Below are 26,665 nucleotides of genomic sequence, written 5' to 3'. Positions count from 1 at the left end.
ATCCTATGAGTGTACTGTTTTTACGACTAAAGATGGTCAATAATTTTTTGGATGATCGGTTCGAGGGATTGATCCGTAAGGTGTTTGACGATGCGGTCCAAAATGAGTCGATGGATTTGATACACGAGCGTATCGAGAGTGCCTTTGAGCAGTATAAAACCGAACTGGTGATTACTATTGAAACGTGTTTTAGCGGAGTGTTTTTGAGCCGGTATGATATTGCAGAACATATTGATAGGTATTTTAAAAACCATCTTGAATATGGTATCAAAGCCTATTTTAAACAAACAGATTTGCCGTTTGATTGGTTGTATGATAAAGAAAAAGAAACCTATGTCTGGCATGAAGACGTTACCTCTGCCAATGATCCTGATTTGCCTTCGGATCATGAGTATGTAGGCAAAAGCATGAAAGATATTAAAGCGCACTTTGATGCTAATACCAGTTGGCTAGATAAAGTTAGAGATTTTGTAGGATCGGGTGGGAGTAGAATACGTACTGATATCGGAAGCTATATAGGTGCAAAATTAAAACCTAAGATCGAGAATGCGATTTTGAGCCAGAGGGATGCTTACCATGCAAGATATTATGAGAAAACTAGAAGTACTGATCATTTTTATCCTAAAAGTTTTCATATTGCTTCAGTCGAAAGGAGTACTAGTAGATTTGGTGCAGGAATAGGGAATTATTTTTTTGATACGATTATTGTAATTAATAACATATCGATTCCAATAAGAGGTACTTATGTAGCAAGAAATGAATCTAATTCTATGGTTAACTCTCTTGATTTTATGGGGAATTATGCTACTGCTACAGGGTCTTCATATACTAATGCAATTCATTTTGAAGGTGAAAATACTGTTCTTATTGTAGAAGTAATTTCAGCAGAACACTATCGTTTAATTAATAATTTTATTTATGACAAATAAGTGTTTCATTATCAGTTTGTTTGCTTTTTTTGTCTTAAGTTGTAAGAATAAAAATAAAGAACAACAGGTTGTAAAAGACATTGATTTTACGATTACGGATTATTCTACAACCTTTCACCCTATTGAAACGAAGGATGATTTCAATGACTATTTAAAATTTATCACTCAGAGGTATAATTATGGACAGCAGGATAATGATGATTTTTTATTGACTGTGGACGATAATCTGATTATTACTATAAAAGAAAAAGAAACAAAATGGTATCAAAAACGGATTGAAACTACATTAGACCTAAAGAAAGCTACTTATCCTCTTCCTTGTGAATATTTATATGATATGAAGTTATTCAAAGATTATAAAAATATTGGTACAGATTCAATTTTTAAAGAAGAGATCAGAGAATACACAAAACACAAATTATATACATTTGGCTTTAGCGTATTTGATAAAGGATTTAAAATTCAAAAATCATCAATGAAAATAGCAGTTTTAAGGTATAGAGATCAAAAAGTTTCAATTTTGTGTAAGAGGTTTATACCAACAGATATAGAAAAAAAAATATTAACATCTGTAAAAGATTCTATTCAAAGATTTATGACTTCAAAAAATAGAAACTTTGACTATGCATTGATACCTGTAGAGATTAGAATGTAAATTTCATAACAAATTTGAAGTAATGAGAGTTTATATTAGGTTTAAGTCGTTATTGATAATTTATATAATGTTTTTTCTTTCTTGTAAAGACAATAAAAATAGTGAGTTACTTCAGACAGATTATCTTTGGCAATTGCAATCATATTACAAAAACTATGATAAAATTAATTCTAAAGAAACATTTGAAGATTTTTTAAAATATCTAAATAGTAACAGGCAGAATCATTTTAATGTCACAAATTCAGAAAATTTTATTGTAGAATATCACAACAATGAACTGGTTATATCTGCAAAAGATCAAAATGCCTTCAAAAAAATTGAAACAAAAATAAATTTAAACGCAGATGTTCCATTTCCTAATAAGTGTGATTATGTCAATGAGGTTCGTATTTTTAGAAATTACAAAAGATTACCAAAGGACAATTTGACTAATGAAGCAGAAAATCATTTAAAAAATAATGTAGATTCAACAAAGGTTGCTATTTATTTTAATCCTTCAAACAAAGAAAACTCAATAAAAAAAGTAATCTTGTTTAAATATAGAGAGGGTAAGGCATCTATAGTATGCAAAAAGAACATAGCAAAAAATGATCATACTTTAGTTGAAAAAATCCATACCCACTTGGAAGAATTCATAATCTCAAAAAATAGAAACTTTGATTATGCATTGATTCCTGTAGAAATTATTAATTAACTGACCTATATAAATTTGGAAATCGAAATAGTATAAAAATATAAACAACTCAAACCCTTGGATGAAAAACTAAATTATGAACCTTCTAAGTATATTAAATATTAATAAACTTTTTGAAATATTCTTTTTGACTTTCTTTTTGGTTTCATGCGATAGAAATGCAAAACCAATAACAGAACAAATACGATGTGATTCTGATACAAATTTAGAATTGGTAGCAAATCAATTTGGTTTACATCTTTCAAAAAGTGAAGGGTTTTTAACTATTGTAGAAAGAAATGATAGGTTAAACATTGAGGCTCGCAATGACAAATATTCTTATCCTGAAAAGAATACAAAATTATCATATACTTTTGATAAAAACGCTTTTCTAGTTGATGATGAGATTCAAAATTTATTGAATTTAGAAACAATAGTGATGACAAAATTAGAAGAACATTTAACTGCTCAAGGTTTTACTTCTTTACAAGAAATCGATATTCAAAAGTATAGAAAAGAAAAAACCAAACTCATATTTGAGATTCTCCAATATTCTGAAAATGATGTAGAGATCAGCGAAAATCAGTTGTATTCTATTGTTCTTCTACTAAGAGGACTTGATTGTAGTATTAATAATGTTAGAGAGAGTGTATCTGAAATAGTTCTAGACAAAAAATATAAAGATATTAATGAAGAAAATAAAAAATTGATTGATAATATAGTACCAAAGCTGTATTATGTTTTTTACTTTAAAAAATATAAAAATGTTGCTCCTCAATCAAATACTACAAACTAAACGTACTCATTACAAAACAACACTCATATTATATTGAAAATAATTAAACCTAATTTTACGATCAGTACGATTGGCAAGTTTCGATTTTATAGTGGGATATTTGTAGGGATTGGATATGGTATAATTTTTAATACTTTACTCAGACTTGTTTTAAAACTCTGTAATCTGGGAGATATAATAACTGATATCTCTTGGTCAAGCACTTTAAACTTTAAAACATCAACCTATAACCTTACTTTAATCGGATGTGCTTCTTTGGCATTTTCTTTCTGTTTTACTACTTATATGTGGTTGAGTAAGCCGTTTGCAAGTCATAGAAGAAAAACCCTAAAATTAAGAATGGGTCAGGTCAATCCAATTTGGATATTGTTTGGTGTATTGCTATTCCTGCTGAGAATGTTTTGGTTTTTTACCGGTGTAGCACTTACTATTGAAAAGGATTACACATACTTAGGATTTATGATTCCAATTTTTATCTATTTGTTTTGTTGGAATGTTATCTCAGACATTTACAAATCCAAAAAAGCATTTTTGATTTCATTACCAATTTGTATCATTATTGCAGGTATATTAAGCAGTATTTAGAACTAAAAAATCATTAAGTTTATACCTAATTAAGATAGGTAAATAAGAAGTTTTTTGGATATCAATTACGAGATTTTATACACATTTGTGATCGCTACATCAATATTAGCGTTCTCTCCGGGGCCGGATAATATATTTGTACTGATGCAAAGTGTTGTGAATGGTAAAAAGTATGGGTTGGCTGTTGTAGCAGGTTTGATGTCGGGTTGTTTAGTACATACAACTTTAGTAGCTTTTGGTATTTCGGTTATTATTAAGCAAAGCGAAATACTTTTTTTTGCAATTAAATTATTTGGTGCGTTGTATTTATTCTTTTTAGCGTACAAAGTATTTGTAAATACAGCAGAGATTCAATTTACAGAAAATGATACTCCCAAAAGAAGTTTGTGGTCATTGTTCAGGCAAGGTTTTGTGATGAACGTGCTTAACCCTAAAGTATCTATATTCTTTCTGGCATTCTTTCCCGGGTTTTTGTTTAGTAAAGCAATGAGTAGCGTACGGCAGTTTTATGTACTTGGTTTTCTCTTTATTCTTGTATCTTTTATAGCATTTGGTTTGATTGCTATTCTGGCAGGATCTATTTCAGAGTATCTAAAGAAAAAATCAAAGATAGGTGTTGTATTAAAATGGCTACAGATAGTTGTTTTTATCGGAATTGGGATTTTTATTCTTTTTGCTAAAAAATAAATACTAATAGTAAAAACCAAGATGTTTATCTTGGTTTTTTGGTTATGGGGGAGCAATAGCAGTGCAAGATAAGTTGCACTAGATACACTATTTAAAACGTATTTTCTTGACTTAAGTAGTTCATTGTGGCTTTATAATTAGTAATATCGACTCCATCAGATTTTAGTTTAGACACGATATCGTGTTTACTGCTTTTGTTCGTAGCTTCTATAATGATCAATCGGAGTTCTTCTAGTTCTCCTTCAGAAACGTTGAATGCGCTATTTGAATTCACTTCATAAAAATCTATTTCGTATGATTGAGGTGTTATAAATACTCTAATGTCAATATTTGATGAAGTTAAAAATATATTATTGTTTGGAATTGGAAATGAGGGATTAACTGATCCTGTTGCTTTTAGATACCCTAAAATGACATCATTATTAATTACATCTTGAGTTAACTCAGGCACCGATTGTGAATGAAATAAACCTGAAAATATAGAAAGGTCATAGGTAAAAGACCTAACATTGGCATTACCATCTTGACCGTCTGAACCGTTTGTACCGTTACTTCCTACAATACCTTGTTCTCCTTGTGGACCTGCAGGTCCAATAGCACCATCTTCGCCATCTGAGCAGCAAAAGGTAAATATGGTAATAAGAGCTACAAAAATGTACTTCAATTTTACTTTTCTTGTTTTCATGATGTGTGTGTTTTGAATGTTAATTGATTTGATGTAAAATACTTCTGGTAACAAGTCTTCCATTTGGTTTTCGTGTTTCTTCTTTGACCATTCCGACTCCTTCAGAAATCCATTGTGTAGATTGAAAAGTCTTTCTAATTCCCATCGTTACAGTATTTGTATATGTGATTACATAACAATCAAAAGTCCCTGCAGGTGTAGTAATTTCTTCTTTTGCGATCACTTTTCTATCAGACATAGCGATTGTAGTATTAATATTCATGATGCCTCCATTTACTGACATATGTACAGAAGCGTTAGGGAGTTCTTGATTGATGTCTAAATCATTGGGTATAGAGATGTCATCTCCTGTAATGCTATATTGCATACCATCATATTGACCAAGGATACCCGGTGCGATAAAAGATTCTGGATCGAGACGTGTCGTATTGCCAGAGCAACGCGCTTTGAATGACGAAGAAATAATGTGGTCATTATTACGACCATCAGTTAAATCCATATCAATCGTAATGATATTTTGATCGCCACTATTTTCTATTTCTTTAACCTTGTATTTTGCAATGATTTCTAGACGTTCTCTTTTATCATATTGGTGGATGGTTAATTTTTGACCTTCGCGAGTAGCATAAAATTTGCTACAGTTATCCTGGGCATATACTGATGTTAGCATCAGCAATGCAAGTAGTATTAGACTATTTTTCATCGGTTTATAGTATAGGTGTAATGTGTATAAAAAGTTTTTTTCTCTCGAAGTTATCGGTTAAAATAGATTGAAAAGATCTCATTGCTTTGATCAAAAATACCATCGGTTCTATCGATCAAATTTTTGATATAATCTTCGTAATCACTGCCGTTTGCTAAATCAATTAAGTCGACAGAATGAGAATCGAATTTTGAAGTGTCCTCAAAATAGTTTTCAAAACCAGAAAGACTTTCAGGAAGTTGAGGTACAATAAAAGTCTTATCTTCATTATTTGGAATTGTAATGAACCATTCTAAATCTTTACCATCTTCTATCTTTATTTCGGTATATATATTGCTGAAAAGATAATCTCCCGATGGCTGTAATTGTAAATTCTCTGAGGTTGAAGTATAATTAAAATCCCAATCAGGTCTTGTAATAGATATATTATCAGGAACAGTACTTGATCGTGATGTTTTACTATGATTTGAGTTTGGGTACTCTCCATCATAGCTAACAATATACTCATCAAAACCTGTTGTAATTTGTAAGCGTTCAGAAAAACTACCTCTTAGATTTACTTTATAATTATTTTCATAGACACCAAGTACCCTAACGGATGAAAAATCGGCTTCATCATCTACAGTTATTGGCGTGCTCGAAGCCATTGTAAAATCGTCGAGCGTTACTATCACATCATCTGTTTCTTTATAATTTTCTAACCATTTGTAGGCGAAGGTTGTAGGCGTTGTACTCGTTCTATACTCTATTTTTAAAAAAAGTTTGGAGGCAGAGGCTTCTTTGTTGTACGCAAATGTTCTTGTTATTGTTCCTGTTGATGGATCGATATCATTAGTACTTTCAGAAATACCTCTTAATCCGTTAATGAAAAAACTATTCATTTGTATATCAGACGTTAAAGATAGAGTAACCTTCAATGTACCATTTGAAGTAAAACTTCGATCAGTAGCTGTACCCTCACTACCTACAGATACATTTTTGATTGTAGAAAGGCTTTTGTAACGATCTGTTTCTAGTAGTGTAGTTAACATAAAACTATTTGAAGCATACCCCTTTGCTGTTAAGGTATAGACTCCAGGAATTTTATTGGTTTCTATACTAGCTAATAATTCCCCTTCTGCATTGTTGGCAAAAATCATATTAGGCAAACTATTAACATTGAGATTGGAATAATCAAATGTTGCTAGTACAATTTCTTGATCTGGATCAACAATGGGATTTGTAGCATCATCATCATTAGAACAAGACAACAACAGTCCTATTGATGCGTAAAATAATAATATATACTTGATTTGTATTGACGTTTTCATGTGCTTAGTTTAAAGTTTGATAAATTCTACTCTTCGGTTTTTTGCTTTTCCTTGTGGAGAACTATTATCAGCAATAGGGCTAGTTTCTCCTTTGCCTTCTGTTATGATTCGGCTAAAACGAATGTCATGTTGTTCGACTAACATCATTTTTACTGCTTTGGCTCTTTGTTCGGATAATGTTTTATTTTTTTCAACACTACCATCTGCATCTGTGTGTCCTATGATTTTTATATTCACATCCGGAACTTCTTTTAAAGCTGTAGCAACTTCTTTGATAATATTTTCAGCTCCTCCAATGATATCAGCAGATCCTGTTTTAAAAAGAATAGCATTGGTAGATAATCTTCCTTCTGTAATAAGTTTGCTTCTATTGTCTGTGCCACTTTTAGCAATTTTGAAATTAGAAATGTATACTTCATCCTTATCAATGGCATCTCTGAGCCCCTTGGTATGTATTTTAAAAACAGTTGCTTTTTGAGGTACTAACCTAGGTACATCTACTATTTTATTTTCGTTCATCCAAACCCGCATACGGGTTTTGTTGACTGCAATGGCAATATGTGATTTTCCATTTATCTGTGAACGATAATCTTTACCTATCTCATTACGGATTTGACGTTGCCCATCTACTACTTTTTCAACAACTCCTCGAGACTCTATAAATTGGCAAGGTGAAAGTTCAACAACACACCAGTTTTTAGGAGTTTGAAAACTTGTATTTTCTTCCAAAAGAAGTTTGATCCAGGCTTGAGAGCTCGTTTTTTTGTCTAAACCTTGTGTAAGAAGGTCAAACTCGATAGTGTAGTTCTCTGGTAATGTTTCTTTGACAGATGGGATATATTTGGAATTACCTCCTAAACGAAACCATTTCTCATTATTAATAATTACAATTTCGCCAGAACCATTCGTATCCCATTTGGCAGGAAAATCTCCTTGCGCATCTTTTGTAAAGTTGTCTTGAAAAATAATAATAGTGCCAGTTGCAAAATCCGGTGCACGGTTAATATTGTACTCTCCTGAACCTATAATAGGAGTATTGTCTTTTGTCTTTTTTTTGCCTTTCTTCTTTTTTCTTTTTTTGTTAAAAATTCCATCAAGACCTCTATTTGTTTTGTCTTCTGTCTCTCGTTCAACACGTCTTTCGACTGTTCGTTTTGCTGCATCTTCAACTCTTTTACCGAGTCTTTCTAACAATTGAGCATTACTTGTTGTAATCCAAAATAGAGAGATAAGAATACACAATGTTTTTGTAGTTTTCATCTTTGATATTTTTGTTTCCCCTTAATTATTTTTAATGATCTCGTTGTGCTTCTAATATTTTTTTCTCAATAGCTTTACCCAATGAGTCCTTTTGCTTTTGTGTTAATTCTCTAGCTTGCAGGTAATACATATTTTTATATTCTAATTTTTGATTAGCTGGCAGGTCCGTTTTTTCTAATAATTCCAAAAAATTGATCGTTGATCCATTAGGTTTTCCATCTAGGTTCTCTCCTAATAGACTTGACAATACATTTGTTTGCATGTCTAAAAGATTTTCTTTTTGTGTATGATGCTTTTCTGTTTTTGTAGTATTTGTTTTTTGAGCATTTGCCAATTGTATGGTAAAAATGATCATACCTATAAATAAGATTTGTGTTGTTTTCATATTACTATTTTTTAAATGTTACCTCTTTGATTACCTTGTTTTTATGCATAATTTTCAAAATATATGTTCCAGTTTCCAGATGGTTGATATTTAGATAAATAATATGATTTGGGATATGGTTGATATGGCCTTTATAGTTCTTGGTTTTTTTGTTCATACACATAAGACCAAATTGATATACAGTGTTTATCATTGTAATGTGATGGTAAAAGTAGATGAAGTAAAAACAGAGTGTTATACGGTATGTAACAAAGATTATTAATTATGTAACATCTCTTAAATAGGGTGGTTTACCCCTATATTTTAGAGGTGTTTTTTGAATGTATGTTACCAAAAATCAAGTATGACAAAATAGAAGTTAGCTTTCTTTTGTAGCATACTCAGTTGGAGTACAATGATATGTCTCTTTAAAACATTTGGTAAAGTATGAGTGGTTATTAAAACCAACAGCATACCCTACTTGTGAAATGTTGGTATCTGAATTTTTAAGAAGTTGTGCAGCTAATTTGAGGCGTTGTGATCGTACGAATTCTGAAGTTGTTAACCCTGTTAATGCTTTTATTTTTCTATGTAATTGCATACGGCTCATACCTATTATTCTACTAAATTCTTCTACGCTAAAAGATGATTCTATAAGATATTCGTCTAGTACTTTTTGTACTTTATTTAGAAAGTTTTCGTCTGTTGGAGTAATAGCAATATCCTTTGGGGTTAATACTATTTCTTGACTATATCTAGATTGTAGCTTTTGCCTGATTGCTATAAGATTGGCAACTTTTGTAGTTAGTATTTTTTGGTTGAATGGTTTTGTAATATAATCGTCGACCCCTATTTGTAATCCTGATAGTTCATTTTCTTCACCTGCTTTGGCAGTTAATAAAATGATAGGGATATGACTTGTGCGTTCATCATTTTTTAGCTCATTTGTGAGTTCGATGCCATCTTTTTTGGGCATCATAATATCAGAAATAATAATGTCGGGGATATGTTGTAAGGCTAATTTAAATCCTTCTACACCATCTTTTGCACTTATAACGATGTAATTATTTTTGAAGTTCTCTTGTAGAAGATGATTTAAATCTTCATTATCTTCTACTATTAATAGAATGGGAAGTTCTTTGTTTGTGTTATCTGTGTCAGATGTGTTTGTTTTAAAATTAGAATTTTTATGGCTTGTTTGATAAAGAGATGTATCATCAATATTATTTTCTACTATAGTAGCATTTTTGATTAGATTTTTGTCTAATGAAATTGATAGATTAAAACTTGTCCATTCATTTAATTTACTATCTACAGTTATATTTCCTTCATGTAGCTTAACAAGTTCATTTACTAATGCTAACCCAATACCAGAACCGGTTTGCTCACTATGTGCTTGATAAAATCGTTTGAAAACTAATGCAAGCTGTTCTTTGGTCAAACCATTTCCTGTATTTTTTATTTCAATAAAAAGTGTACTCTCTTTAATATTGGCATTAAATATAATAGACCCATTTTCAGGAGTATACTTAATAGCATTAGAAATCAAGTTACTTACAATTTTATACAATGCGTCAGGGTCGAACCAGCCTTCTTCATCATGATGGTTAAGGTAATTAAGAAAATTAATGTTTTTTATACTTGAGGCATATTCAAAATCTTTGATAATGGCATTAATCTTTTGTATAGGGTGTAATTTTTGCAGAGATAAAGTCAAACTACCTGCTTCAATCTTTGAAATATCTAATATTTGATTTACGAGTTCAGAAATTCTATTGCTGTTGTTTAAGATAAGTTCAAAGTCTGACCGGTCTTTATCAGTAAGATTTTTGTCTTCTAATTTATTTTGTATAGGACTAGATATTAATGTTAGAGGAGTTCTAAGTTCATGCGATATATTTGAAAAAAAATGAGACTTAGCCTTGTCTAGTTGTATAAGTTCTTGTTTACGCTTTCGTTCATTTTCAAGATCGTATTTGTTCTTAATTCTATTTTGATTATTCAGTTTGTTGTTATACGATACAATTCCCGAGAAAATTAAAATTTCGATAAAAACTGTATTCAAAAAATATAACCCATTACCCGTAATTATCGCTGCAAGATTACCAATAATAAGAACAAAACTACTGATAAGAATAATTCTTGAAATCAGTTCTTTCCTAACTATAAATAAATAGATGAAAAAGAGTAATGCAACACTACCAAAATATACTCTAAAGGCAAAGAAAATATCAATATGATAATCAAAATGTGGATAAAATATTGATATGATCAAGTCAAAAACAGCATAAAAAATGATACTTAATAAAAAGTAGTTAGCAATTTTATAAAGTCTATTATGGAATGTCTTAAATTCTAAAATTCCATAAATAAAATAAAAATAAAAAAAAGAAGCTCCAATGACATTAAGGTTTCTTATATAAAAGGCTAGCATTGGGTGTATGCTATTTAATAAAGAAAAAATAAGAGGAGTACTTGGTGCAAAAATTCCTGCAACAAAAAATAGATAAATACTATAATTTAGAAAGTTTTTATCCTTGGTAATGAAAAAACTAACAATAAATAGTAAACAGGCAACGAATATTGCACTCGAATAAAATTCTAGATAATTTACTATTGATTGTTCTCTAACAATATCACCAACAACACTTTTATGATCTGTGATTAGCACCCCAAACGAGTTTCTTACACTTAATTTACCTGCATTAGAAATTGGCTTTTTGTTAAAATAAAAAGGTTTAGAAAAATCAATAATATCTGTACGTAAATTTAAAGATGAAGCTTGTTCAATATCATATGTGATGTTTCCTTTTTTTACATATGTACCAGTTTCATATTTTTTATAACCTATATTTTTGAGAGGAATGTAAAAATCAGAAGCATCACTGATAACAGTAAAGAAATATATTATTTTAGAATCTGTTTTAAGATCTATTTTAAACTTATACCAATAAAAAGCATTAGGTTTCGAGTTTTTAAGCTCTGTAATATCAATCTGATCAAATGATTGTAACGTTATTTGTTTAAAATCAAGTTGCTTAGAAAAGTCTTTATATAAGAGAACTCCTGATAAAGGGCTATAGATACTATCTTTTACAGAAAGTTCTACAGAAAGGGGAGTATTATTTTGTTGAGCAGTAGATGTTATATGAATAATTACAAAAAATAGAAGAAGTATATTTCTCATGTTTTTGATTTGACTTTTAAAGATAACAATTATAAATAAATCAAATACTTAGCAATATGATATATGTAACCAATAATGTTACATATACATCAATGAAAGCATCTAGAGCCATTATTTTTGATGAATTACTAATTGTCGTCCCAGGATACCCAAATAGATTTCGGTACATTTTAATGATCTAAATTCTGAAAAATAATCATATTTTTATAGTCTTAATTAAATATCTTTTAATTTGCGACTATAAAATGACTGAAAATGTAAAAATTATTGAATGTCCACGTGATGCAATGCAAGGCATAAAAGATTTTATTCCTACCGAAAGAAAAGTTCAATATATTCAATCATTATTACGTTGTGGTTTTGATACTTTAGATTTTGGGAGTTTTGTCTCTCCCAAAGCAATCCCACAAATGATAGATACTGCAGAGGTATTATCTCGGCTCGATCTTTCAAATACTCAAAGTAAACTATTGGCAATCATAGCAAATGTAAGAGGGGCTAATGATGCTTCTCAACATGAAGCTATTGATTATTTGGGATATCCGTTCTCGATTTCAGAGAATTTTCAAATGCGTAATACACACAAAACAATAGCAGAGTCCGTAAATGTGCTACAAGAGATACTTAATATAGCAGAAAAAACAGGTAAAAAGGTGGTGGCTTACCTATCTATGGGTTTTGGAAACCCTTATGGAGACCCATGGAATGTTGAGATTGTTGGGGATTGGACAGAAAAACTTAATACAATGGGAGTAAAAATATTATCATTGTCAGATACCGTAGGTACTTCTTCTCCCGAAACTATAAACTATTTGTTTTCTAATCTAATTCCTAAGTATCCTGATATAGAGTTTGGAGCACATTTACATACTACGCCAACCGCATGGTTTGAAAAAGTTGATGCAGCTTATAAATCCGGTTGTAGGAGATTTGATGGCGCTATACAAGGATTTGGAGGATGTCCTATGGCAAAAGATGAACTTACGGGTAATATGCCTACAGAACGTATGGTATCTTATTTTACAACTGTTCAGGCAGAAACAAATATCAAAACATTAAGCTTTGAATCTTCTTATAATGAAGCTTCCAAAATTTTTGATCATTACCATTAGAAAATATATTTTAAGTATAAATTAACATTTTTATTTAATTTTATTTAGATTTATTACAAATAAAGTTTGCAAAAACTATTTTGATAGATATATTTGCACTCGATAAAATAATTGATAATAAGTCTAAATAAAAAAAGCTATGAAAATCAATAAGTTGTTTAACTTAGTGTGCGTATCGGGAGCACTTATCTTAGCGTCATGTTCAAGTGATGATGATAACGAACAAGGAGGGCCAGTAGATTCAGTCTTAAATATCCCTACTCTAGAACAAGTCATTACTGATAATGATTTTACTAGAGCCGATAATGGAGATTACAATAATGATTTTATAAATAATTATTCTACTTTATTTACAAGAGAAGGCAATTCTACGGTAAGTTTTAGTGGGCAAACTACACGTTTAAAACAAGCTGTAGAAATAGGAGGGAATTTAAAATCTCAAGTTGATGTTGCAGCTATTCGATTAAAATTTGAAGGTCAAGATGGAGAAAGTGCTGGATTTACTGATACTAGTCTAAATGGAACTACAAAGATTGTAAGATCAAAAACGTCTTCTTCAATTGCGTTATTTGCTGGGTCTAATGGTTCTGGTCAGGGTCAGACAAATGTAAATGCTATTGATGCTTATATTACTGGTCATCAAAATGTATTAGAAAATTGGATGACAGCTGCCGCTTCTGGTCAAGCAGGTGTTTTTGAAGATACAGGAGATGATGTTGATAGATATGTAGATGCAAAAGGTCGTGAATTAGATCAATTATTTACTAAGTCTTTAGCTGGTGCTTTAGCTTATGATCAAGCGGTAAATCATTATTTAAATCGTTTAGATAATGAAAATGGTGATACTTCTAACGGTGACTACCGTGCGTTAAATGATGCGGGTACTGTAGCTGAAGGAAAAAACTATACTACAATGGAGCATCACTGGGATGAGGCTTTTGGATATATTTATGGTAACACTTCTAGTCAGAATTTAATCTATAAGTACATTGATAATGTAGATGGTCTATCTAAGTTTTCAGGTACTGAAAGAGAAATCTTTGCAGCTTTCGTAGCAGGAAGAATTGCGATCGCAGAGAAAGACTATACTGTGAGAGATACTCAAGTAGGGATTTTACGTGAAAAATTAGGGTTAATTATTGCTGTTAGAGCAGTACATTATTTAAGTGCTGGAGCAAAAATTATTGAAGCTGCTGAAGCTGCAAGTGGTGCAACAGGTAAAAGAGAAAATGCTTTCCATGACCTTTGTGAAGGGTATGGTTTTGTAAATAGTTTACGCTATGTAGTGAATGCTAATGGAGATAGATACTTTACAGATGCAGACGTAGATGGTTTCTTAACTACTTTAGATTCAGGTAGTGGTCTATGGGATGTTACTACTACAGAATTGAGAGACATGGCAGATGCAATTGCAGCAGAAGGAGTTGGAGGATTGTCTTGGACACTTGATGACGTAAATCCATAAGAATACTCAAAATAGGTATAAAAATGTTTTGTACGTATAATTGATATATTTGCAACAGGGATAACTATAGATGTTATCCCTTTGCTTATTTTTATTAAAAATATACAAAAATTGTTATGAAAAAAATAGTATATATAATATTACCCATCTTCACTCTTTTCTACTTTGTTTCTTGTTCATCTAGTGATGATTCATCAGATGAAGGAGGAAACGGAGGAGAAGATGGTGATAGTTTTGATAGGGTTAGCTTGACTACAAGCTGGGTTAATAATTTATTAATGCCTGCTACTAATGATTTAAAGAGTAAACTAGAAACATTAAATAGTTCTGTTACATCATTTGCAGATGCACCTGATGCGACGAAGTTGGCTGCGGTTAGAACAGACTTATTTGAAGCTTATAAAGTATGGCAACATGTAGAAATGTTTTTCTATGGATCAGGATATTCATTAGATATGAATAGTTACCCTACTGATGTTACTAAAATAACGGAGAATATAGATAGTACTACTCCTGTAGATTTAAATAGAACGGTATTAAATCCAACCCAGGGATTACCAGCTATGGATTATTTGATAAATGGTTTAGCGTCTACAGATAATGATATTATTACAAGATATGGAGAAGCTAAGTATCAAAACTATTTGAAGTTATTGTCAGAAAGAATGGTTACGATAACAACTACAGCTTTGAATGATTTTGAAGCTGTTAAAGATACTAATATCAATAGTGTAGATAACACAATTAGTTCTTACTTCAGTATACAAGTAAATGACTTTGTACAATACACTGAAAAATCTTTTAGAGAGGCAAAAATTGCCACACCTTCTGGTACAAGAAATAGAGATATTTTCCCAACAATCTCTGTATCAGCAAGTCCTGATTTTGTCGAGTCATTATATAGTCCTGAAAACTCTAAGATTTTATATCTAGAAGCGTATGATGCTATACAAGATTTTTACTATGGAAGAAGTTATACAGATAATAATAATACTGTAGGGTTACAAGAATATCTGCAAGCCTTAGGAACTACGATAATGATTAATGGTGATGATATCCTTTTAAATGATTATATCATTAGTTTATTTGGTAATATTGATACTGCTAATGATAATATAACAGATAATTTTTATGAACAAACACAAGACTTTAACTCTAATTTTGATGCAGTATTTGATGCTATCCAAGAGTTTGTAGTTGCTGTTAAATCAAATGCTGTTAACGCATTTAATCTTACAATTGACTTTGTAGATAGCGATGGGGATTAAACAAGCGGTTAATGCATATCTAAATAAAACATCGAGAGCGGCTACACTAGCCGCTTTTCGTATTTTATTTGGAGTATTAATGTTTATTAGTCTTATTAGGTTTTTATCTAAAGGTTGGGTGCAAAAGTTTTACATCGAACCAAATTTCCATTTTAAATATTATGGATTTTCATGGGTAGTTACCTGGGGGGAATATACCTATATTCTATTTTTTATTGCAATTACTTCATGTATTGGAATTATTCTTGGATATAAGTATAGACTTTCTATGATTTTGTTTTTCTTATCATTCACGTATATAGAATTAATAGATAAAACAACCTATTTAAATCACTATTACTTCATTAGCATTTTAAGTTTTTTATTATGCTTTTTACCGCTTAATGTAACTTTTTCTTTAGATGCACATTATAAAAATAGATCTTATAAAAATGTACCTAAATGGACTGTAGATGCAATTAAAATTTTAATAGGAATCGTTTATTTTTATGCAGGTTTAGCTAAATTAAATTCAGATTGGTTATTCCGAGCTCAACCTTTGAAAGTTTGGCTTTCTTCTAAAACTGATTTTCCGATTATAGGAAAATTTATGAATGATACTTGGTTTCATTATTTGATGAGCTGGAGCGGAGCTATTTATGATCTTACTATTCCTTTTCTATTGTTAATTCGTAAGACAAGACCTTTTGCTTTTGTTCTGGTTGTGATTTTTCATGTATTTACAAGAATACTTTTTCCTATAGGAATGTTTCCCTATGTTATGATTTGTGCAACGCTCATCTTTTTTAGTGCAGAATTACATGAGAGATTCTTGCGTGTACTAAGAAATATATTAAAGCTTAAATCAAGAGTTAATGATATAAGAGACGTATATTTGCCGAAAATTTACGGGAAAATAGTTATAGTTATCTTTTTATTTTTGAGTATCCAACTAGTATTACCATTTCGCTATGCATTGTATCCGGACGAATTATTTTGGACAGAAGAAGGATATCGATTTTCATGGCGAGTTATGTTAATAGAAAAGGCCGGGTATACTACATTTAGAATTGTAAAATATGACACTGGGGATAGTTTTGCTGTGAACAACAAACATTTTTTAAATGCTTTTCAAAACAAACAAATGTCTACTCAGCCTGATTTTATTGTTGAGTTTGCACATTTTTTGGGCGATCATTATAAAAAAGAATTAAAAACTGAAAATATTGGAGTTTTTGTAGAAGGATATATTTCTTTAAATGGAAGAATAAGTAAACCCTACATAGACCCAAGAGTTGATTTATTAAAAGTTAAAGATGGATTCCAGCATAAAACATGGATCCTACCATTTGAAGATGAAATTAAAGGGTTATAGTTTATTTATATTTTTCTTAGTGTCAATATCTGTATATGCTGTACAAAGTACTGGCGTAAATGTGGTAGATGCAGATACCAAGAAGCCTATTCAAGGGGTACAAGTGTACACAAAATCAGGAAGTTTAGTCGGACAAACAGATAGTACAGGTAGTTTAAGCTTATCAACGTTAAGTACAGGTTCTAATCATTCTTTGGTATTTTTTGAATACTCTTATAAAACTTATGAAATAGATATTAACCTAAACGATAATCTTAATTTTATTATTGAGATGGAGCCTCTTAGCAACGTTCTGTCCGAAGTAGTTTTAAATTATAAGAAAAAACAAGTTTTCGGATTACGAACACTAAAACCGGTAGAAGGGACACATATTTATGCAGGTAAAAAATCTGAAGTAGTACTATTAGATCAAGATTTAACGAACAAGGCAACCAATAATGCTCGTCAGATATATGCAAAAGTAGCTGGTTTAAATATTTATGACAGTAATGATGGAGGTTTGCAGCTTAATATTGGAGGACGTGGATTAGATCCAAACAGATCAGCAAATTTTAATACACGTCAGAATGATTATGATATTAGTGCTGATGTTTTAGGATATCCAGAAAGTTATTATACTCCGCCAGCCGAAGGTTTAGAGCAGATTCAGGTAATAAGAGGGGCTGCATCTCTGCAATATGGAACTCAGTTTGGAGGTCTGGTAAATTTTGTAACAAAGAAACCAAACCCCGATAAACCTTTAGAAATACTTTCTAGAAGTACGATCGGAAGTTTTGATTTATTTACAAATTTTACGAGCATAAGTGGGACATCTAATAAATTGAGCTATTACGGATATTTCAATTATAAAGAAGGGGATAGTTTTAGGCCCAACTCTGTTTTTGACTCAAAAAACGCATATGTACATATTGGCTATGAATTCAATGAAAAAACTAAAATTGAAGCTGAAGTAACACACTTAGATTATTTAGTACAACAAGCAGGTGGATTATCTGATGTTCAATTTTTACAAGATTCAAGGCAAAGTAATAGAACCAGAAACTGGTTTGAGGTAAATTGGAATTTGTTTAATTTAAAATTAAACCACAAATTTTCTGATAATGTGAATGGGACTTTAAGTGTTTTTGCACTGGACGCCTCAAGAAAAGCGATTGGTTTTAGAGGGATTGAATCCATAGTTACTGGTGATGGAAATATAGATATTATTGAAGAACCAGATGTATTTGGTCCTGATGAAACAGATGAATCAGGAAATTTTGATTTTGAAAGAGATTTACTAATAGGGAAATTTAAAAATTTTGGTGCAGAAGCTAGAGTGATCACAAAATATACCATTAAAAATAACCCATCAGTATTACTTTTAGGAGCTAAATTTTATAAAGCAGATAATACATCCCAACAAGGGCCGGGTAGTAGAGGAACAGATGCTGATTTTAGCTTTAGAACAGAAGAGTTTCCTTTTTATCCCAACCAAAATAATTTTAAATATCCAAACTTAAACCTCGCTCTATTTGGTGAAAATATCTTTAATATCACAGATCATTTTTCGGTAACACCAGGATTTAGATTCGAATATATAAGAACAGAATCTGAAGGAGAATTTTTGAATAGACCAAGTATACAAGGGAGCAACCCTACACTGATTTTTACTCCAGATGATCAAGTTAGAGAACGCAATTTGTTATTATTGGGAATAGGTGTAAGCTATAAACCAACATCGTACTTTGAATCATATTTTAACTTCTCTCAAAATTATCGATCCGTTACATTTTCAGATATTAGAACAGTAAGTCCTTCCTTTGCAGTGGATCCAGATATAGAAGACGAAACAGGGTATACGATAGATTTAGGTGTAAGAGGAACTTTCAAGAAAATGGTTTCTTATGATGTAAATGTATTTTCATTGTTATATGACAATAGACTAGGTCAGGCTTTTAGAAATGATCCTCCATTCAGAGCGCAATGGGTTAGAGGTAATATAGGAAAAGCTAGAATCATAGGTTTAGAGTCATTAATACAGTGGAGCCTTAAGGAAACATTTTTTAGAGGAAATGATAATTTAAAGTTAGATGTGTTTTCTAATCTTGCATTAACAACTTCTGAATATACAAGTAGTATAGCAACAAGCGTTAGTGGTAATAAAGTAGAGTTTATACCAGAAGTGAATCTAAAAACGGGTATTTCATTTGGGTATAAGAATTTTTTGACTTCTTTACAGTATACATATATATCAGAACAATTTACCGATGCGACAAACTCTGAATATAATCCAGAAAATGAAGATAGAGTTGATGGCGCCATTCCTTCTTATGATATATTAGATATATCAGCGTCTTATACTTTTTCAAAAAATATAAAGCTTGAAGCAGGAATCAATAATGTGTTAGATAATAGTTATTTTACTAGAAGAGCAACAGGGTATCCTGGCCCCGGAATAATTCCTTCTGCTCCTATAAATTGGTATACAACACTACAATTTAAGTTCTAACTACTAGAAAAATTAACCTTTGTTTACCCAGAGAATTAACTTTTGTTCAATGTGGGGTCTAATATTTATTATATATTTTTGTTAAAATTGTTGTTTTATGATAGAGTTTTTAAGATATGATAATATGATGGCAGAATATTATAATAATATGTCTGCTTGTTCAGTACCACTGTTGTCTTGGGAATTCTATGCAGAATACCTTGCAGCTTTAGATACGTTCAAAGATGACTTAGGTGTTCTCAAAAAGTTAACAAAAAACTGGAATTTCTCAAGAAATTATCATGAAGAGTTTATAGATAAGCAATCCGTAATAGTAATTACAAATCCTAATCTAAAAATTGTTTATGCTTCCAAAAACATTGAGAAACTAAACGGATATACTCCTAAAGAGGTCATTGGTAATTCTCCAAAGATGTTTCAAGGTAGAGATACTTGCTCAAAAACTTCTGCAAAAGTTAGAACTGCAATAGATAATGAGGCACCTTTTGAAATTTCTATTTTGAATTATCGTAAAGACGATACACCTTACTACTGCCTTATCAAAGGTTTTCCTGTTCATGATAAAAGAGGAAAACTTGTAAATTATATTGCTTTTGAGAAAGCTGCATAATGTAATCTATTCTTCTTATATTACTATAACTTCTAATTATAAGACATGTCTTTATTAAACTTGTGTGATATTTTATTGTTTAGTAATATCAAATCATTAACTAGTTTAAATATAAATTAGACAAATACGCTAGCACTTTTATATATACCATAATAAATTGTTTATTTTAGTTTTATCAATAAAAAAGTTAAGAAATGATAAAAGAAATAGAACAGCTTTTGAATGAGCAGGTAAAATATGAGTCTCAAGCTTCATCTCAGTATTTATCTATGGCGATCTGGTCAGATGTAAGAGGATATAATGGTGTCGCAGAATTTTTTTATGCGCAGTCAGAAGAAGAGAGAACACATATGACAAAACTTGTCAAATTTATAAATGAAAGAAACGGTACGGCTATTATGCCAGCTATAGAAAAGCCAAGAGATGACTTTAAGTCTCTGATGGAGCTTTTTGAAGTATTTCTAGAAAGTGAAGAATTTGTAACGGCAAAGATCAATAATATTATTTTTGAATGTCTACAGTTCAAAGATTACAATGTTCATAATTTTATGCAATGGTATGTAGCCGAACAATTAGAAGAAGAAGCAACGGCCAGAACTTTATTAGATAAATTAAAAATTATAGGTGATGATAAATCTGGTCATTACTTATTTGATAGAGATATTAACTCATTTCAAACAGAAGAAGAAAAATAGTCAACATCAAACTGTTGATATAAAGCAAAAAGATTCCTTGACAGGAATCTTTTTTTATGTACATTTGCACTTATTTAGATTAATTAAAAATTAAAATAATACAAGTGTCAGATATTCCATCTTTATATTCTCCTTGTGCTGCAGTGAATTGTGAAGCAAGCTGCAGTAACAAAAAAAAGAAATGTTGTAAGAAATACAAAAAGAAAGGTAAGACAAATTGTAAGAGATGTCCAAAGATGTAATCTTTCAAAACTATATTTTTGTATATAACTTTGTTTTTGAATTCAAATTTTAAAATATTACGAATTCTCAAATAAAAGATATTATTGATACTCTCTACAAAATAGTTGTTCATTAATCATTTGTTAGTCAAATTTCTATTGTTTAGATTTGAACATATGAGAACTATTATTTTAATACTTTCTTTTTCTTTTTTTGGAATCTACTTTCTTTCTGCTCAAGAATGGCTCACCGATTTCGAAAAAGCAAAACAAATAGCCACAAATAAAAATCATTCTATTCTTCTGGTATTTTCAGGGTCAGATTGGTGTGCTCCCTGTATAAAATTAGAAAAGCAAGTCTTAGAAACCTCAGAGTTTAAAAAAGATGCTCATGAGAATTATGTACTAGTCAGAGCTGATTTTCCTAGAAAGAAAAAGAATCAATTATCTCAAAAATTGCAAGCACAAAATAAAAAACTTGCAGAAACATATAATAGGAGTGGAGGGTTTCCATTGGTTGTGGTTATTGACCAATTCGGAAAAAAACTTGGCGAGGTTGGATACATAAAAAGTAGTCCGAAAGAATATTTAGAGATGTTAGACAATATGATCAAGTAATATGATACGAATCTACATTATATTATTTTCTCTTCTGTTTACAGTTTATACGGGTTATTCTCAAGAAATATATAAACGAACTCTCAAATTGATGGGAAGCCGATTTGAGATTACTGTCGTAGCAAAAGAGCAAGTCATTGCAAAACAATATATCGATGTTGCCATACAGGAAATCAAAAGAATTGAAGCTTTGATTTCTTCATGGGATACCCAATCACAAACAACTCGTATTAACCAAAATGCAGGTATACAACCTGTCAAGGTTGATCAAGAGCTTTTTGACTTAATAAAACGTGCAATATCTATTTCTAAACTTACAGATGGAGCTTTTGATATTAGCTATGCGTCAATGGATAAGATTTGGAAATTTGATGGAAGCATGAAAAAAATGCCTTCTAAGGAAAAAATCAATCAATCTGTAGCAAAAGTAGGCTATCAAAATATTGTTTTAAATCAACAAGAGTTAACTGTTTTTCTATCAAAGAAAGGAATGAAAATAGGTTTTGGAGCAATAGGAAAAGGATATGCTGCTGATAAAGCTAAAGAACTTCTTATCAGTAAAGGAGTAAAAGCCGGGATTATAAATGCATCTGGCGATATGAGTACTTGGGGAAAACAGCCCGATGGGAGCGATTGGAAAGTAGCAATTACAAATCCCTTAAACAAGGATCATGCATTTGCAATGTTACCTGTAGTGGATAAAGCTGTTGTTACTTCTGGGAATTATGAAAAATATGTAACTTTTGATCAAAAAAGATATACTCATATCATTGATCCTAGAACAGGCTATCCTTCAACAGGAATTGTTAGTGCTACAATATTTGCTCCAAAAGCTGAACTGGCAGATGCACTGGCCACATCTGTTTTTGTGATGGGTATAGAGACAGGAATCAATAGAGTAAATCAATTGAATACTATAGAGTGCATTATCATTGATCAAGATGGAAAGATTCACACTTCAGAGAATATCCAAATTGATAGTAAATAATTGAAAAAAATGAAAAAAATAATATTGACATGTTCTTTAGTTACACTTTTGTTACACTCCTGTGTAGCTGTAAAAGAATATGAAAAAGTTCAAATTAATGATCCTGATATGGAGCTGGTATTAAAAAAAATAGATCGTTTCGAAACTAATTTTCAAGCATATCGAGAAGCTGCTTCGGGAGCTAATGGAGGTAAAACAGGAGGCGGTTGCGGATGTAATTGATTGATTTGTAATTCTCTTTGATATTAACATAAAAAACCAAACCCTTTTGAAAACCCTCATTTTAATAGTTACGCTATTCTTTAGTATAGTAATAATAGCACAACAAGAACAACCCGACAATACCAAAACATATAAAAAAAGAGTTTTAGAATCTACAGAAGTAGATTTTTTAATGAGTTATTATACTCAAGAAGGGGATAATGCTGCTGTAACGGGAGGAATTGGAACAGAAGAGCTTACAGATGTTACTCCTACAATTGTTGTTGCCATTCCTTTGAATGATGATGATGTATTGACAATTGATGGTAGTGTTTCTGCTTATACCTCTGCATCTTCAAGTAACGTGGATCCTTTTGATGGTAATGCCCCAGCTGATCCTTTTGTGGCATCATCGGGAGCATCGCGAAATGATGTGTTAGTCACATTCTTGGCCAACTATAGTCATAGTAGCGATGATCGCAATACTATTTGGTCTGTAAATGGATCTGTTGCTAATGAGTATGATTATTTTTCTTTAGGATTTGGAGGAAGCTATACAAGATTATTTAATGAAAAAAACACTGAAGTAAGTATCAAAGCTAATGTTTTTCTGGATGAATGGAATGCGATCTATCCAACAGAATTAAGAGATTTTTCTACTTTTATAAAATTTGATGATGAGTCTCGAAACTCATACTCTCTGGGATTAGGGTTTTCGCAGATATTATCCAAGAAACTACAAGGTTCATTATCCTTAGATCTAGTACACCAAGAAGGTTTACTGTCTACACCATTTCAAAGAGTTCAATTTGCAGATATTGCAGATGTCGTAGTCGATCAATTTACATTTGGAGATGATATAGAAAGACTACCAGATACTAGGTTTAAGATTGCTTTGGGTGGTAGGTTACATTATTACATTAATGAAGTGATTGCCTTACGTACTTTTTACAGATATTATACAGATGATTGGGGAGTTAATTCTCATACGGCGAGTATTGAGATTCCTATAAAGATTACAGACCAATTTACGATTTATCCCAGTTATCGATTTTATACACAAACAGCTGCAGATTATTTTAATGAATTTAATCAACATCTGTCAACACAACGGTTTTACACTTCAGATTATGACCTTTCAGATTTTGATGCTAATCAATATGGATTTGGTATAGGATACACTGATATTTTTACAAAATTTCATCTTTGGAAGTTTGGTTTAAAAAATATAGATTTTAGAGTTAGACACTACGAACGTAATTCGGGACTTAGATCAATATTACTTTCAGGAGGGCTTAGCTTTGTTATAGAGTAATATCGAAATTTTAAAATACATGTCTTTTGATATTAATCATTTAATGTAATAGAATTTTTATTCTAAATAAAAAAGGAGCATACTTAATGCATACTCCCTTTTGCCTTTGTTGTGTAGGAAAGTTTAGGTATTTAGATAGTATAACGCATCAGTTTACAGATACCCTACCTCATTTTTTATTTTTTTTAAGATTATTATCTTTTTTCTATTTATGGTTAATGTAAAAAATAGCTTACCTTAGAAATGCTAAAAAGAAAAATATAAATCCTTTAAAAATTGCTGTGATGTTTGGATTATTTAAAAAGAAATCAAAAAAAGAAGTGCTTACCCAGAAATATCAAAAACTTATGGAAGAATCATACAGGCTTTCACATACCAATCGAAAAGCAAGTGATGATAAATTGGCTCAGGCTGAAGAAATCATGAAAGAAATAGAAAAACTAGATTCATAATTATAATCAGTACATTTTAAACCATTATAATACCTCGAAAGTAGCTTTTGCTTTCGAGTTTTTTATGTTACAACTTATTTTGAAATTAATTGTTCTTTCTAAATAAATACAATAGATATCTCCAAAATTAACTACTACAATAATATTTTTTTATAATTTCTTGTCCAAATATCAAATAGTAGTTCGTTTTAATATTGTAAGAAGATATTTCTATTGATTAATAATTTGTAATCTAATAGTTTATCCAAAGTAATAACCATAAAAAACAAATCAAATGAAAGAATTTATGTTTCTTTTTAGAGGAGGAGATGAGATCTGGGATACTAAAACCTCAGAAGAACAACAAGATCACATGCAACACTGGCAGCAGTGGATTGGTAGTATTGCAGAACAAGACAAATTTATTAGTGGAGAACGACTATACTCAGAAGGAATTACGGTTTTGGAAGGAGGAAAAACAACAGATCGTCCACTAACAGAAGGAAAAGAACTTGTAGGTGGATTTTTAAGAGTTAAAGCTGATTCTATGGAAGAAGCAGTTGAAATGGCAAAAGGCTGTCCCGGATTTGAATGGGATAATCACGCTGTAGAAGTACGAGAAGTATGGCCAGAAAACTAAACCCGTTTTCTTTTGAATAGCAGCAATCAAATACAAAGTATTATCAATGATCTCTCCCGACAAGAGTCGGGAAAGATGGTTGCTGTATTGACCAAAATATTTGGAACAGATCATATAGAAATGGCAGAAGATGTGGTTCAGGATGCCTTTGTGAAAGCGCTAGAATACTGGAGAAAACAAGGCGTTCCTGATTATCCAAAAGCATGGCTATATCGTACCGCCAAAAATAGAGCTATAGATATCATAAGAAAGAATAAGCATGACAACATTATTGATTTTTCTGACCCTAAAAAACAACTGTTAACATCAAATTATACACTACAAACCACGATGGATTCTTTTTGGGAAGATAAACATATAAAAGACGATTTCTTGGGGATGATGTATGCCTGCTGTCATCCTGATATATCTCCCGAAAATCAAATTACGTTTATCTTAAAAATATTATGTGGTTTTAGTACCAAAGAGATCGCAAGATCATTTATAACTACAGAGGATACCATATCAAAACGGTTATATAGAACCAAAGAATATTTTAGGAAACATAAAATACATCCCAAAATTCCGAGTGCAGATAAAATTAGTAATCGTACTGAAACGGTGTTAGGCGCAATTTATTTACTATTTAATGAAGGATATAGTGCAACACATTCAAATCAATTGATACGCAAAGACTTGATACAACAAGCAATGATACTTTGCAAATCTTTGCTGTCATCAGAACAGACTAGGCTTCCATCGGTATATGCACTTATGTCATTAATGTGTTTTCAAGCCGCTAGAGTTGATAGCAGGCTTACACAAGAAGGAGAATTGATACTACTGCCCAAACAGGATCGCACTATTTGGAATAAAATTTTGATCAAATCCGGAGAGAAGTACCTTAATGAAGGTGCGTTTGGGAAATCGCTTAGTACATATCATTTAGAAGCAGCTATAGCATATCATCATTGTACTGCAAAGAGTTATAAAAATACAGATTGGACAGCTATTTTAAAATACTATGATATGCTACTGAATATAAAAAATGACCCTATAGTGTTTTTGAATAGGTGTCTTGTGATTTTAGAATTAAAAGGACCGAAAGCAGCTTTAAAACTTATCAAAAGTGTTCCCTTAGACAAAATATTAGAAAAATACTATCTCTATTATGCAGCCTTGGGAGAGATATATCAACGATTAGGATATAATACCAAAGCAGTTTCTAATTATGAAAAAGCAGTACAATTAACGTATTCCAAGCAAGAAATACAGTTTTTGAAATCTAAAATTGCTTCGGTTTTAAATTAATTTACGATATACTTAGCGAAGCTATTTTTCATTTTGATTTTAAAAAAACCAGCTGTTTACTTTCGACAATATTACATTTCTCATAAAATATGTTTACCTTTTCAGAATGATATTACATATCGTAGTTTCGTTTTG

General features: G+C 31.0%; 26 protein-coding genes. 20 read left to right on the top strand and 6 right to left on the bottom strand.

Annotated elements, in window-relative coordinates:
• Window positions 1–5: 5 nt before the first annotated feature.
• The 6 genes from FHK87_RS15335 to FHK87_RS15310 all read left to right on the top strand — a co-directional run bounded on the left by FHK87_RS15335 (window position 6) and on the right by FHK87_RS15310 (window position 4,325).
• Window positions 6–929 (top strand): hypothetical protein, encoded by a 924-nt coding sequence (locus FHK87_RS15335; RefSeq protein ID WP_140594632.1) that lies wholly within the window; start codon window positions 6–8, stop codon window positions 927–929.
• Window positions 919–1,584, top strand: coding sequence for a hypothetical protein (locus tag FHK87_RS15330; RefSeq protein ID WP_140594631.1), 666 nt, complete (start codon window positions 919–921; stop codon window positions 1,582–1,584). The genes FHK87_RS15335 and FHK87_RS15330 overlap by 11 nt, the downstream gene beginning before the upstream one ends.
• A 67-nt stretch (window positions 1,585–1,651) precedes the next feature.
• The gene (locus FHK87_RS15325) at window positions 1,652–2,278 is read left to right on the top strand and encodes a hypothetical protein (RefSeq protein ID WP_140594630.1); all 627 of its coding nucleotides are present in this window, start codon (window positions 1,652–1,654) and stop codon (window positions 2,276–2,278) included.
• A gap of 76 nt (window positions 2,279–2,354) precedes the next feature.
• Window positions 2,355–3,053, top strand: coding sequence for a hypothetical protein (locus FHK87_RS15320; RefSeq protein ID WP_140594629.1), 699 nt, complete (start codon window positions 2,355–2,357; stop codon window positions 3,051–3,053).
• Window positions 3,054–3,086: 33 nt separating this feature from the next.
• Complete coding sequence (locus FHK87_RS15315; RefSeq protein ID WP_140594628.1) at window positions 3,087–3,638, top strand: hypothetical protein; 552 nt, start codon at window positions 3,087–3,089, stop codon at window positions 3,636–3,638.
• A gap of 60 nt (window positions 3,639–3,698) precedes the next feature.
• Window positions 3,699–4,325: a LysE family translocator gene (locus FHK87_RS15310; protein ID WP_140594712.1), complete on the top strand. Its 627-nt coding sequence runs from the start codon at window positions 3,699–3,701 to the stop codon at window positions 4,323–4,325.
• Window positions 4,326–4,416: 91 nt separating this feature from the next.
• Here the strand turns inward: FHK87_RS15310 and FHK87_RS15305 are convergent, their stop codons facing one another.
• From FHK87_RS15305 to FHK87_RS15280, 6 genes are all read right to left on the bottom strand, one after another.
• Complete coding sequence (locus FHK87_RS15305) at window positions 4,417–5,010, bottom strand: collagen-like protein (RefSeq protein WP_140594627.1); 594 nt, start codon at window positions 5,008–5,010, stop codon at window positions 4,417–4,419.
• Between the two features lie 19 nt (window positions 5,011–5,029).
• Window positions 5,030–5,713 (bottom strand): TapB family protein, encoded by a 684-nt coding sequence (locus FHK87_RS15300; RefSeq protein ID WP_140594626.1) that lies wholly within the window; start codon window positions 5,711–5,713, stop codon window positions 5,030–5,032.
• Between the two features lie 50 nt (window positions 5,714–5,763).
• Window positions 5,764–7,023 (bottom strand): hypothetical protein, encoded by a 1,260-nt coding sequence (locus tag FHK87_RS15295; protein ID WP_140594625.1) that lies wholly within the window; start codon window positions 7,021–7,023, stop codon window positions 5,764–5,766.
• A gap of 9 nt (window positions 7,024–7,032) precedes the next feature.
• Entirely contained in the window at window positions 7,033–8,283 is a 1,251-nt protein-coding gene (locus tag FHK87_RS15290) for an OmpA family protein (protein ID WP_140594624.1), read from the bottom strand.
• Between the two features lie 31 nt (window positions 8,284–8,314).
• On the bottom strand, window positions 8,315–8,668 hold the full coding sequence (locus FHK87_RS15285; RefSeq protein WP_140594623.1) for a hypothetical protein: 354 nt from the start codon (window positions 8,666–8,668) through the stop codon (window positions 8,315–8,317).
• A gap of 358 nt (window positions 8,669–9,026) precedes the next feature.
• Entirely contained in the window at window positions 9,027–11,834 is a 2,808-nt protein-coding gene (locus FHK87_RS15280) for a response regulator (RefSeq protein WP_140594622.1), read from the bottom strand.
• Between the two features lie 245 nt (window positions 11,835–12,079).
• On the opposite strand from FHK87_RS15280, the gene FHK87_RS15275 reads away from it, so the two are divergent.
• The 14 genes from FHK87_RS15275 (at window position 12,080) to FHK87_RS15205 (ending at window position 26,530) form a co-directional block, all read left to right on the top strand.
• Entirely contained in the window at window positions 12,080–12,946 is an 867-nt protein-coding gene (locus tag FHK87_RS15275; protein ID WP_140594621.1) for a hydroxymethylglutaryl-CoA lyase, read from the top strand.
• A gap of 139 nt (window positions 12,947–13,085) precedes the next feature.
• A complete protein-coding gene (locus FHK87_RS15270; RefSeq protein WP_140594620.1) occupies window positions 13,086–14,411 on the top strand; it encodes a DUF4856 domain-containing protein in 1,326 nt (441 codons plus the stop codon).
• A gap of 116 nt (window positions 14,412–14,527) precedes the next feature.
• On the top strand, window positions 14,528–15,679 hold the full coding sequence (locus tag FHK87_RS15265) for an imelysin family protein (RefSeq protein WP_140594619.1): 1,152 nt from the start codon (window positions 14,528–14,530) through the stop codon (window positions 15,677–15,679).
• Window positions 15,669–17,033: an HTTM domain-containing protein gene (locus FHK87_RS15260; protein WP_140594618.1), complete on the top strand. Its 1,365-nt coding sequence runs from the start codon at window positions 15,669–15,671 to the stop codon at window positions 17,031–17,033. The genes FHK87_RS15265 and FHK87_RS15260 overlap by 11 nt, the downstream gene beginning before the upstream one ends.
• Window positions 17,034–17,052: 19 nt before the next feature.
• On the top strand, window positions 17,053–19,521 hold the full coding sequence (locus FHK87_RS15255) for a TonB-dependent receptor (protein ID WP_317133549.1): 2,469 nt from the start codon (window positions 17,053–17,055) through the stop codon (window positions 19,519–19,521).
• Between the two features lie 97 nt (window positions 19,522–19,618).
• Window positions 19,619–20,131: a PAS domain-containing protein gene (locus FHK87_RS15250; protein WP_226294271.1), complete on the top strand. Its 513-nt coding sequence runs from the start codon at window positions 19,619–19,621 to the stop codon at window positions 20,129–20,131.
• A 194-nt stretch (window positions 20,132–20,325) separates the two neighbouring features.
• Window positions 20,326–20,826, top strand: a complete 501-nt coding sequence (locus tag FHK87_RS15245; RefSeq protein ID WP_140594616.1) for a ferritin — start codon at window positions 20,326–20,328, stop codon at window positions 20,824–20,826.
• 398 nt (window positions 20,827–21,224) lie between these two features.
• A complete protein-coding gene (locus tag FHK87_RS15235; RefSeq protein WP_140594615.1) occupies window positions 21,225–21,665 on the top strand; it encodes a thioredoxin family protein in 441 nt (146 codons plus the stop codon).
• Window position 21,666: 1 nt separating this feature from the next.
• Window positions 21,667–22,653: an FAD:protein FMN transferase gene (locus FHK87_RS15230; RefSeq protein WP_140594614.1), complete on the top strand. Its 987-nt coding sequence runs from the start codon at window positions 21,667–21,669 to the stop codon at window positions 22,651–22,653.
• A gap of 9 nt (window positions 22,654–22,662) precedes the next feature.
• The gene (locus FHK87_RS15225; protein ID WP_140594613.1) at window positions 22,663–22,875 is read left to right on the top strand and encodes a DUF4266 domain-containing protein; all 213 of its coding nucleotides are present in this window, start codon (window positions 22,663–22,665) and stop codon (window positions 22,873–22,875) included.
• 46 nt (window positions 22,876–22,921) lie between these two features.
• Complete coding sequence (locus FHK87_RS15220; protein ID WP_140594612.1) at window positions 22,922–24,169, top strand: DUF3570 domain-containing protein; 1,248 nt, start codon at window positions 22,922–22,924, stop codon at window positions 24,167–24,169.
• 284 nt (window positions 24,170–24,453) lie between these two features.
• Window positions 24,454–24,621 carry a Lacal_2735 family protein gene (locus FHK87_RS15215; protein ID WP_140594609.1) on the top strand — a complete coding sequence of 56 codons (168 nt, stop codon included), beginning with the start codon at window positions 24,454–24,456 and terminating at the stop codon, window positions 24,619–24,621.
• A gap of 274 nt (window positions 24,622–24,895) precedes the next feature.
• Window positions 24,896–25,240, top strand: coding sequence for a YciI family protein (locus FHK87_RS15210; protein ID WP_140594607.1), 345 nt, complete (start codon window positions 24,896–24,898; stop codon window positions 25,238–25,240).
• A gap of 12 nt (window positions 25,241–25,252) precedes the next feature.
• Window positions 25,253–26,530 (top strand): RNA polymerase sigma factor, encoded by a 1,278-nt coding sequence (locus FHK87_RS15205; protein ID WP_140594604.1) that lies wholly within the window; start codon window positions 25,253–25,255, stop codon window positions 26,528–26,530.
• The last annotated feature ends 135 nt before the right edge of the window (window positions 26,531–26,665 follow it).

Source organism: Aquimarina algicola (assembly GCF_006443095.1).
Lineage (GTDB): Bacteria > Bacteroidota > Bacteroidia > Flavobacteriales > Flavobacteriaceae > Aquimarina > Aquimarina algicola.
Note: the sequence above shows the minus strand (reverse complement) of the source record. Positions and strands in the feature narration are given on the sequence as shown.

Bases quoted from the DNA above. Each gene is read 5' to 3' on its own strand.
- FHK87_RS15335 (WP_140594632.1), top strand. From the start codon at position 6: ATGAGTGTACTGTTTTTACGACTAAAGATGGTCAATAATTTTTTGGAT.
- FHK87_RS15330 (WP_140594631.1), top strand. From the start codon at position 919: ATGACAAATAAGTGTTTCATTATCAGTTTGTTTGCTTTTTTTGTCTTA.
- FHK87_RS15325 (WP_140594630.1), top strand. From the start codon at position 1,652: ATGTTTTTTCTTTCTTGTAAAGACAATAAAAATAGTGAGTTACTTCAG.
- FHK87_RS15320 (WP_140594629.1), top strand. From the start codon at position 2,355: ATGAACCTTCTAAGTATATTAAATATTAATAAACTTTTTGAAATATTC.
- FHK87_RS15305 (WP_140594627.1), bottom strand. From the start codon at position 5,010: ATGAAAACAAGAAAAGTAAAATTGAAGTACATTTTTGTAGCTCTTATT.
- FHK87_RS15300 (WP_140594626.1), bottom strand. From the start codon at position 5,713: ATGAAAAATAGTCTAATACTACTTGCATTGCTGATGCTAACATCAGTA.
- FHK87_RS15295 (WP_140594625.1), bottom strand. From the start codon at position 7,023: ATGAAAACGTCAATACAAATCAAGTATATATTATTATTTTACGCATCA.
- FHK87_RS15290 (WP_140594624.1), bottom strand. From the start codon at position 8,283: ATGAAAACTACAAAAACATTGTGTATTCTTATCTCTCTATTTTGGATT.
- FHK87_RS15285 (WP_140594623.1), bottom strand. From the start codon at position 8,668: ATGAAAACAACACAAATCTTATTTATAGGTATGATCATTTTTACCATA.
- FHK87_RS15280 (WP_140594622.1), bottom strand. From the start codon at position 11,834: ATGAGAAATATACTTCTTCTATTTTTTGTAATTATTCATATAACATCT.
- FHK87_RS15275 (WP_140594621.1), top strand. From the start codon at position 12,080: ATGACTGAAAATGTAAAAATTATTGAATGTCCACGTGATGCAATGCAA.
- FHK87_RS15270 (WP_140594620.1), top strand. From the start codon at position 13,086: ATGAAAATCAATAAGTTGTTTAACTTAGTGTGCGTATCGGGAGCACTT.
- FHK87_RS15265 (WP_140594619.1), top strand. From the start codon at position 14,528: ATGAAAAAAATAGTATATATAATATTACCCATCTTCACTCTTTTCTAC.
- FHK87_RS15260 (WP_140594618.1), top strand. From the start codon at position 15,669: ATGGGGATTAAACAAGCGGTTAATGCATATCTAAATAAAACATCGAGA.
- FHK87_RS15250 (WP_226294271.1), top strand. From the start codon at position 19,619: ATGATAGAGTTTTTAAGATATGATAATATGATGGCAGAATATTATAAT.
- FHK87_RS15245 (WP_140594616.1), top strand. From the start codon at position 20,326: ATGATAAAAGAAATAGAACAGCTTTTGAATGAGCAGGTAAAATATGAG.
- FHK87_RS15235 (WP_140594615.1), top strand. From the start codon at position 21,225: ATGAGAACTATTATTTTAATACTTTCTTTTTCTTTTTTTGGAATCTAC.
- FHK87_RS15230 (WP_140594614.1), top strand. From the start codon at position 21,667: ATGATACGAATCTACATTATATTATTTTCTCTTCTGTTTACAGTTTAT.
- FHK87_RS15225 (WP_140594613.1), top strand. From the start codon at position 22,663: ATGAAAAAAATAATATTGACATGTTCTTTAGTTACACTTTTGTTACAC.
- FHK87_RS15215 (WP_140594609.1), top strand. From the start codon at position 24,454: ATGTTTGGATTATTTAAAAAGAAATCAAAAAAAGAAGTGCTTACCCAG.
- FHK87_RS15210 (WP_140594607.1), top strand. From the start codon at position 24,896: ATGAAAGAATTTATGTTTCTTTTTAGAGGAGGAGATGAGATCTGGGAT.